This window comes from Cereibacter johrii, assembly GCF_001720585.1.
GTDB lineage: Bacteria > Pseudomonadota > Alphaproteobacteria > Rhodobacterales > Rhodobacteraceae > Cereibacter_A > Cereibacter_A johrii.
Window position 1 is genome coordinate 1 of record NZ_MABH01000176.1, and the last position, 8,241, is coordinate 8,241.

An 8,241-nucleotide genomic window follows, 5' to 3' on the forward strand; every position below is an offset into this window, starting at 1 on the left:
CGGCCGCGGAGCCGCGCCCTGCGGCGCGGGCGGCGCTCAGGCCTGCGTCTCGGTCATGAGCTGCGCCTTGGCGACCGGCAGAAGCTCGAGCATCTTGCCGCGCACCATGTCGGCCGAGGCCCGGTCGCCGAGGTCGGCCGAGACCTTGCGCACCACATCCTCGAAGCCGGGCTCGTGCAGGTCGGCCTGGATCACCTCGCGGGCATAGACCTGCGCCTCTTCGCCGGTCTTGCCCAGAAGCTCGGCCGCCCAGAGGCCCACCAGCTTGTTGCGGCGCACCTCGGCCCGGAACTGCATTTCCGCGTCATGCGCGAACTTGCTTTCGAACGCGCGTTCCCGGTCTTCGAAGGTGGTCATGATGGCTCCTCCCGTGGCATGGCTCTGCCCCTGATATGCCCTCGCCCGCAGGGCCGGGCAAGTGCGTCGAGGGCCGCGGATCCGCGATTGCCTTGCGAGCGGGGGCCGCTTGGCTTATAGGCCAGATCAACCTGAACGGGGCGCGCCCTGCGCGCCCTCTTCGTCGTTCGATCGGAGTGTGCATGGCACGTCGCAAGAAGGTCTACGAGGGCAAGGCCAAGATCCTCTACGAGGGGCCCGAACCCGGGACGCTGATCCAGTACTTCAAGGACGACGGAAGCGCCGCCTCGACCCCGCCGCAGACGGCGCTGGAGGGCAAGGGCGTCCTCAACAACCGGCTGTCCGAGTTCTTCATGAACGGTCTCAACGCCATCGGCGTCCCGACCCACTTCATCCGCCGCCTGAACATGCGCGAGCAGCTGGTGCGGATGGCCGAGATCATCCCGCTCGAGGTGGTGGTCCGCAATTTCGCCGCGGGCGGGATCTCGAAGCGGCTGGGCATCCCCGAGGGCACGCCCTTGCCGCGGCCGATCGTGGAATATTACTTCAAGGACGACAAGCTCGGCTGCCCGCTGGTGTCCGAAGAGCATATCATCGCCTTCGGCTGGGCCAGCCAGCAGGATCTCGACGATGTGGTGGCGCTGGCGCTCCGCGTGAACGACTTCCTGTCGGGCGTGATGATGGGCGTGGGCATCCGGCTCGCGGACTTCCGCATCGAGGTCGGCCGGATCTGGGAAGGCGATTACATGCGCCTGATCGTGGCCGACGAGATCAGCCCCGACAGCTGCCGCCTCTGGGACGTGCGCGCCGAAGGCGAGGGCGGGGCCCCGCGCGAGCCCGGCCCGCTGCAGGACGTCTATACCGAACTCGCCCGGCGTCTGGGGGTGCTGCCCTCGAACGTCACCCATTCTCCCAAGCCCACGCTGATCAACTGAAAGGCCTCGCTGCGATGAAAGCCCGCGTCCATGTCATGCTGAAGGATGGCGTCCTCGATCCGCAGGGCGAGGCGGTGAAACATGCGCTCGGCACGCTCGGCTTCTCGGGTGTCGAGGGCGTGCGTCAGGGCAAGGTGATCGAGCTCGATCTGGCCGCCACCGACCGCGCCGCGGCCGAGGCCGAAGTGCGCCAGATGTGCGAGAAGCTGCTCGCCAACACGGTGATCGAGAAATACACGGTCGAGATCGCCTGACCGCCCCGGCGGAGCGTCCTCTGCTCCGCCCTGCCACGCCGCAAGGCCCTCCGGGGCCTTCCGGGTCCGGCCCGGCATCGGAGGCCCCTCCCGGGGCTGTTCCGGCGGGCCGATCCGCGCTGTCGCCGGCGCGGGTGCCTGCCGGATCCCTCCGGGATCCTCCGCCTCTTCCTGACCGCGAGCGCTGGCTCGTGGCCATCGCCCCCAGTTCTGCCAGCCGGAGCGCCGCCGATGAAAGCCGCCGTCATCACCTTCCCCGGGTCCAACTGCGACCGTGACCTCGCCACCGCCTTCGAGAAGGCCGGCGCCGATGTCACCCGCGTCTGGCACAAGGACACCGCGCTGCCCGAGGGCGTCGATGTGGTGGGCGTGCCCGGGGGCTTCTCCTTCGGCGACTACCTGCGTTGCGGGGCCATCGCCGCCCGCTCGCCCATCGCCGCCGCCATGATCCGCCACGCCGAGCGCGGCGGCTATGTGCTCGGCATCTGCAACGGCTTTCAGGTGCTGACCGAGACCGGCCTCCTGCCGGGCGCGCTGATGCGCAACGCGGGGCTGAAGTTCATCTGCCGCGGGGTCGATCTGCGCGTGGCCACGGCCGACAGCGCCTTCACCTCGGACTGGGCCGCAGGCGATGTGGTCCGCTTCCCCATCGCGCATCATGACGGCAACTATACCGCCGATCCCGAGACGCTGGCGCGTCTGCGCGGCGAGGACCGGGTCGCCTTCACCTATCTCGACAATCCCAACGGCTCGATGGAGGACATCGCCGGGATCCTTTCCGCGAACCGCCGCGTTCTCGGCCTGATGCCGCACCCCGAGCGGGCGGTCGAGGAGGCGCAGGGCGGGGCCGACGGGATGGGCCTCTTCCGCGCTCTGCTGGGCGGGATGGCGCTGGTTTGATCGGGCCGCGCTTGTTGCGACAAGCGCCCTTCAGTAACGTCGCGCCCATGCAGGACACGGGCTTTCAGAATGACGCGCCGGTGCCGCCGCCGGGTCACGGCCGGCGGGTGAAGGTCGCCGTCGTGGCCATCATCGTGGTGGCCGTGGCGGTGGTCCTCGTCACCAACCGCTGGATGAGCGAACGCTTCACCGAAAGCACGCGCTCGCGCGCCGAGCTGCGGCTCGCGCTCTATTCGGGCAACCTGCTGACCGAGCTGCAGCGGACCTCGGTCGTGCCGCTCCTTCTCGCGCGCGATCCCGCGCTGATCGGGGCGCTCGGCTCGGGCGATTTCTCGACCACGTCGCAGCGGCTGATCTCGTTCCAGACCGAGATCGGCGCCGCCTCGATCATGCTGCTCGACCGCGACGGCCGCACGGTGGGCGCCACCAACCGCAACCTGATCGGCACGAGCCACCGCACCCAGCCCTTCTTCATCGACGCGCAGCGCGCCCGCGACACGGTCTTCACCGCGGCGCAGCGCGATGCGGGCATCTTCGACTTCACCTATTCCAAGGCGATCCTCTCGGACAACCGGCTGGTGGGCGTGATCGTGGTGGCGGTCGATCTGATGAAATACGAGCGCGCCTGGGCCGGGCTGCAGGACGCGGTGATGGTGACAGACAGCACCGGCACCGTGATCCTCGCCACCGAGCCGCGCTGGCGCGGCCTCACGATCAAGGAGGCGCTCGCCGCCCGCGACGCGCCCTCGGCGATCCGGCGCGCCCTGCAGGCCACGGCCGACTGGGCGCAGCAGCCGCCCGATGCCTATCTCAAGGGCGAGGCGGTCATGAAGACCGATGCCCGGGTGCCCTTCCGCGGCTGGCGCATCGTGACCTTCACCGCCTACGATTCCGTGCGCGAGCGGGTGAACGGCATCCTCGCGCTCGAGATCATGGGCTTTGCGATCCTGCTCGCCCTGACCTTCTATTTCCTGTCGCGCCGCGCCTGGTCGCAGAGCATGTCCTTCCAGCGCGAGTCGGCGGAACTGCGCCTGCTCAACGCGCGTTTGCAGCGCGAAATCGCCGAGCGCGAAAAGGTGCAGAAGGACCTCGCCGTGGCGGAACTGACCCTTGCGCAGTCCTCGAAGCTCGCGGCCCTGGGCGAGATGTCGGCCGCGGTCAGCCACGAGCTGAACCAGCCGCTCGCCGCCATGAAGACCTATCTGGCGGGGGCGAAGCTGCTTCTCCAGCGGCGGCGGACCGAGGAGGCGCTGGCCTCCTTCCAGCGCATCGACGACCTGATCGAGCGGATGGGCGCCATCACGCGCCAGCTCAAGTCCTATGCCCGCAAGGGCGGCGAGGCCTTCGAGCCGGTGGACATGCGCTTCTGCGTCTCCTCGGCGCTCACGATGATGGAGCCGCAGCTGAAGATCCGCGTGGTGCGGATCACCCGAACCCTGCCGCGTCAGCCGGTGATGGTGATGGCCGACAGGCTCCGGCTCGAGCAGGTCATCATCAACCTCCTGCGCAATGCGCTGGACGCGACGAAGGCCGTTCCCTCGCCGCAGATCGACCTCGTGCTGGCCGCGGGCGAGACCGCGACGCTCACCGTGCGCGACAACGGCCACGGGATCGAGGATCTCGACAACCTGTTCGAGCCTTTCTACACCACCAAGAAGCCCGGAGAGGGCGTGGGCCTCGGGCTCGCGATCTCCTCCGGCATCGTGACGGACCTCGGCGGACGACTGACGGCACGGAACGCCGACGGCGGCGGGGCTGTATTCGAGGTCCAGCTCCCCATATTGGGCGCAGACATAAAAGCAGCCGAGTGAGGAAGAGGCATGGCGCGTGCAATGAAGGTGGCGATCGTCGACGACGAGGCCGATATGCGGCAGTCGATCAGCCAGTGGCTTGCGCTCTCGGGGTTTGACACCGAAACCTATGCGAGCGCCGAGGAGGCGCTGAAGGGCCTCAACGCGGACTTTCCGGGCGTTGTCGTCAGCGACATCAAGATGCCCGGCATGGACGGGATGACGTTTCTCAAGAAGCTGATGAGCATGGATTCGGGCCTGCCCGTGATCCTCATCACCGGCCACGGCGACGTGCCGATGGCGGTCGAGGCGATGCGGGTGGGGGCCTTCGATTTCCTCGAGAAACCCTTCAACCCCGACCGGATGACCGAGCTTGCCAAGCGCGCGACCCAGCTGCGCCGGCTCACGCTCGACAACCGGGCGCTGCGGCGCGAGCTCAGCGACGGCACGGTGCTGATGAAGAAGCTGATCGGCTCGTCGCCGGTGATGGAGCGTCTGCGCGAGGACATCCTCGATCTGGGGCAGGCCGACAGCCATGTGCTGATCGACGGCGAGACCGGCACCGGCAAGACCCTCGTCGCCCATGCGCTCCATGCGGTGGGCGCGCGGGCCGGGCGCAAGTTCGTCACCATCTCCTGCGCGGCCTGGTCCGAGGACCAGCTGTCGTCGAAGCTGTTCGGCCCGGCCGAGGACGGCTCGCTGCCCCTCGTCGAGGAGGCCCGCGGCGGCACGCTCTGCCTCGAGGACATCGAGTCGCTGTCTCATCCGCTCCAGTCGCGGCTTCTGACCGTCATCAACGAGCAGGGCACGCCGCCCGAGACGCGGATCATCGCGATCTGCAACGAGCACGCGCCCGACACCACGCTGGAGAACGTGCTGCGCTCGGATCTCTATTACCGGCTCGGCGCCATGACCATCGTGCTGCCGCCGCTCCGGACCCGCGGCGAGGATATCCTCACGCTCTTCACCCGCATGTCCGAGCAGTTCGCCGAGGAATATGGCTGCGAGGCGCCGCAGGTGACGGCGCAGGAGGCGGCCCAGCTGCTTCAGGCGCCCTGGCCCGGAAATGTCCGCCAGCTCGTCAACATCGCCGAACGGGCGGTGCTGCAGAACCGGCGCGGCTCGGGCTCCATCGCCTCGCTCCTGATGGCGGACAACGAGGCCTCGGGGCCCGCGCTCACCACCGAGGGCAAGCCGCTGAAGGACTATGTGGAGGCTTTCGAGCGGATGCTGATCGACAACACGATGCGCCGCCACAAGGGCTCCATCGTCGCCGTGATGGAAGAGCTGTGCCTGCCGCGCCGGACGCTGAACGAGAAGATGGCGAAATACGGCCTCAGCCGCGCCGACTACGTCTGATCCGAAGCTCTTCCGAAACCCGTTCCTTCGGTTCGGGGTCGGGCCGACCGACCCTGATCGGCGGGCCGCAGGGCGCGCTCGACCTGCGGTTGCAGGCGGTCGGGCAAAAATAGGCCATTGTCTTTTGCCCGTCGCTGCCGCTAATGTCGCACCTACGCAAGCCCCCGGCTATCGGCAGGAGTTTGCGCACCAGTTTCTCTGCCGTGCGCGCCATTCGGACGAGGCGTCCGAAGCGCGGCCTCAGCAGACAGTCGGACCGAAAGGTCCCCACGATCGCCCGCCAAGTCCCTGACGGAACGGGCCAGCACAATGGACGCCCCGGCGTCCCGGGATATAGAACCGCGATGAGCCGCGCCGACCGACTGCCAGATTGCGCGAGGGGCCCATGGGGCTCCGCGCGCTCTGGCCCCCGGCGCAGCTTCGCCCGAACAAGCCACCACGCACAGCGGATACCGGCCGGAGCTTGCTCCGGCCAAAGCCCGTTGTCCGGGTGCCATGGAATCAAATGGCCAAGAAAATGCTTATCGATGCCACCCACCCGGAGGAGACCCGGGTCGTGGTGGTGGACGGAAACAAGGTCGAGGAGTTCGACTTCGAGACCGTCAACAAGCGGCAGCTCGCCGGCAACATCTATCTCGCCAAGGTAACGCGCGTCGAGCCGTCGCTGCAGGCGGCCTTCGTCGATTACGGCGGCAACCGGCACGGCTTCCTCGCCTTCGCCGAGATCCACCCCGACTATTACCAGATCCCGGTCGCCGACCGTAAGGCGCTGCTCGAGGAAGAGCGGGCCTATGCGCGGGCCGAGGAGGACGAGGACCACGGCCGCTCGCGCCGCCGGTCGCGCCCCGCTCCGGCCGCCGCGGCCTCGGGCGATGCGGTCCAGTCCGGCGACGTGGCCGGCATGGATGTCGTCGATCTGGGCGAGGAGACGGGCGCCGACGCGCTCTACGAGACCGAAGGCTCCGATGCAGGCTCCTCCGACAGCGGGCAGCCCGAGGCCCCCGACGCGGACGAGAAGCCCTACCGGGCGATGGACCATGCCTCGGATGGCGACGACGAGATCGAATCCGTGGCCGACGAGGATGTGGCCGAGGAGATCCCCGCGCCGCGCAAGCCCCGCTCGCGCCGCTACAAGATCCAGGAAGTCATCAAGGTGCGCCAGATCATGCTGGTGCAGGTCGTCAAGGAAGAGCGCGGCAACAAGGGGGCGGCGCTGACCACCTACCTCAGCCTCGCCGGCCGCTACTGCGTGCTGATGCCCAACACCGCGCGCGGCGGCGGGATCTCGCGCAAGATCACCCAGGCGGCCGACCGCAAGAAGCTCAAGGAGATCGCCTCCGAGCTCGAGGTGCCGGAAGGCGCGGGCCTCATAATCCGCACCGCCGGCGCCAAGCGCACCAAGCAGGAGATCCGGCGCGACTACGAATATCTCCTCCGCCTCTGGGAGCAGATCCGCGACCTCACGCTGAAGTCGGTCGCGCCCGCCCCGATCTACGAGGAGGGCGACCTCATCAAGCGCACGATCCGCGATCTCTTCAACCGCGAGATCGAGGAAGTGCTGGTCGAGGGCGAGACGGGCTACCGCACCGCCAAGGACTTCATGCGGATGATCATGCCGGCCCACGCCCGGCAGGTGATCCGCTACGATGAGCCGATGCCGCTGTTTGCGCGCTATCAGGTGGAAAGCTACCTCTCGGGCATGTTCAACCCGGTGGTGCAGCTGAAATCCGGCGGCTACATCGTCATCGGCGTGACCGAGGCGCTGGTCGCCATCGACGTGAACTCCGGTCGGGCCACCAAGGAAGGCTCGATCGAGGAGACCGCGCTCAAGACGAACCTCGAGGCCGCCGAAGAGGTGGCGCGCCAGCTGCGGCTGCGCGACCTCGCGGGGCTCATCGTCATCGACTTCATCGACATGGAAGAGCGCAAGAACAACGCCGCCGTCGAGAAGCGCCTGAAGGACAAGCTGAAGACCGACCGGGCCCGGATCCAGGTCGGCCGCATCTCGGGCTTCGGCCTGATGGAGATGAGCCGCCAGCGCCTCCGTCCGGGGATGCTCGAATCGACCACCCAGCCCTGCGCCCACTGCCACGGCACGGGTCTCATCCGGTCGGACGATAGCCTCGCGCTGCAGGTCCTGCGCCAGCTCGAGGAAGAGGGCACCCGCAAGCGGTCGAAGGAAGTGCTTCTTCGCGCACCGATTGCGGTTGTCAACTTCCTGATGAACAGCAAGCGCGAGCATATCGCCATGATCGAGGCCCGCTACGGCATGGCCGTGCGTGTCGAGGCCGATCCCTCGCTCTCGAGCCCCGATTATGTGATCGAGAAGTTCAAGACCGCGACCCGCGTGGTGCCGGAAGCCGTGAAGGTGATCTCGGGCAGCGCCGATCTGATGGGCGCGCCGGTGGACGAGCCCGAGGACGACTGGGTCGAGGAAGAGCCCGAGGTCGTCGAGGAGGCCGAGGAGATCGCGGAAGCGGCCGAGGCGGCGCCGTCGGAGGGTCAGCCGAAGAAGAAGCGCCGGCGTCGGCGGCGGCGTCGGAACGGTGTGAATGGCGCCAACGGCTCGGACGCGCAGGAGAACGGCGACGAGGGCGACGAGTCGGACGAGGATGAGGGCGACGCCGCCGACGAGCCGGAGGCCGT

The 8,241-nt window shown here is 68.2% G+C and carries 7 protein-coding genes; 6 read left to right on the top strand and 1 reads right to left on the bottom strand.

The window, feature by feature from the left end; translation table 11 throughout:
* Positions 1-36: 36 nt before the first annotated feature.
* Positions 37-357 (bottom strand): DUF1476 domain-containing protein, encoded by a 321-nt coding sequence (locus A9O63_RS16465; protein ID WP_069332907.1) that lies wholly within the window; start codon positions 355-357, stop codon positions 37-39.
* A 182-nt stretch (positions 358-539) separates the two neighbouring features.
* Between A9O63_RS16465 and A9O63_RS16470 the strand changes: the two genes are divergently transcribed.
* The 6 genes from A9O63_RS16470 to A9O63_RS16495 all read left to right on the top strand — a co-directional run.
* On the top strand, positions 540-1,292 hold the full coding sequence (locus tag A9O63_RS16470) for a phosphoribosylaminoimidazolesuccinocarboxamide synthase (protein ID WP_002719281.1): 753 nt from the start codon (positions 540-542) through the stop codon (positions 1,290-1,292).
* 14 nt (positions 1,293-1,306) lie between these two features.
* On the top strand, positions 1,307-1,546 hold the full coding sequence (gene purS, locus A9O63_RS16475; protein WP_069332908.1) for a phosphoribosylformylglycinamidine synthase subunit PurS: 240 nt from the start codon (positions 1,307-1,309) through the stop codon (positions 1,544-1,546).
* A gap of 231 nt (positions 1,547-1,777) precedes the next feature.
* Positions 1,778-2,446 (top strand): phosphoribosylformylglycinamidine synthase subunit PurQ, encoded by a 669-nt coding sequence (gene purQ, locus A9O63_RS16480; protein ID WP_069332909.1) that lies wholly within the window; start codon positions 1,778-1,780, stop codon positions 2,444-2,446.
* Positions 2,447-2,493: 47 nt separating this feature from the next.
* Complete coding sequence (locus A9O63_RS16485) at positions 2,494-4,257, top strand: sensor histidine kinase (protein ID WP_069332910.1); 1,764 nt, start codon at positions 2,494-2,496, stop codon at positions 4,255-4,257.
* Positions 4,258-4,266: 9 nt separating this feature from the next.
* On the top strand, positions 4,267-5,595 hold the full coding sequence (locus tag A9O63_RS16490; protein WP_069332911.1) for a sigma-54-dependent transcriptional regulator: 1,329 nt from the start codon (positions 4,267-4,269) through the stop codon (positions 5,593-5,595).
* Between the two features lie 505 nt (positions 5,596-6,100).
* Positions 6,101-8,241, top strand: a 2,141-nt coding sequence (locus tag A9O63_RS16495; RefSeq protein ID WP_069332912.1) for an Rne/Rng family ribonuclease, incomplete at its 3' end; no start/stop codon positions are given.

Excerpts from the sequence above, each read along its gene's own strand:
- A9O63_RS16465 (WP_069332907.1), bottom strand. The coding sequence starts at position 357 with ATGACCACCTTCGAAGACCGGGAACGCGCGTTCGAAAGCAAGTTCGCG.
- A9O63_RS16470 (WP_002719281.1), top strand. The coding sequence starts at position 540 with ATGGCACGTCGCAAGAAGGTCTACGAGGGCAAGGCCAAGATCCTCTAC.
- purS (WP_069332908.1), top strand. The coding sequence starts at position 1,307 with ATGAAAGCCCGCGTCCATGTCATGCTGAAGGATGGCGTCCTCGATCCG.
- purQ (WP_069332909.1), top strand. The coding sequence starts at position 1,778 with ATGAAAGCCGCCGTCATCACCTTCCCCGGGTCCAACTGCGACCGTGAC.
- A9O63_RS16485 (WP_069332910.1), top strand. The coding sequence starts at position 2,494 with ATGCAGGACACGGGCTTTCAGAATGACGCGCCGGTGCCGCCGCCGGGT.
- A9O63_RS16490 (WP_069332911.1), top strand. The coding sequence starts at position 4,267 with ATGGCGCGTGCAATGAAGGTGGCGATCGTCGACGACGAGGCCGATATG.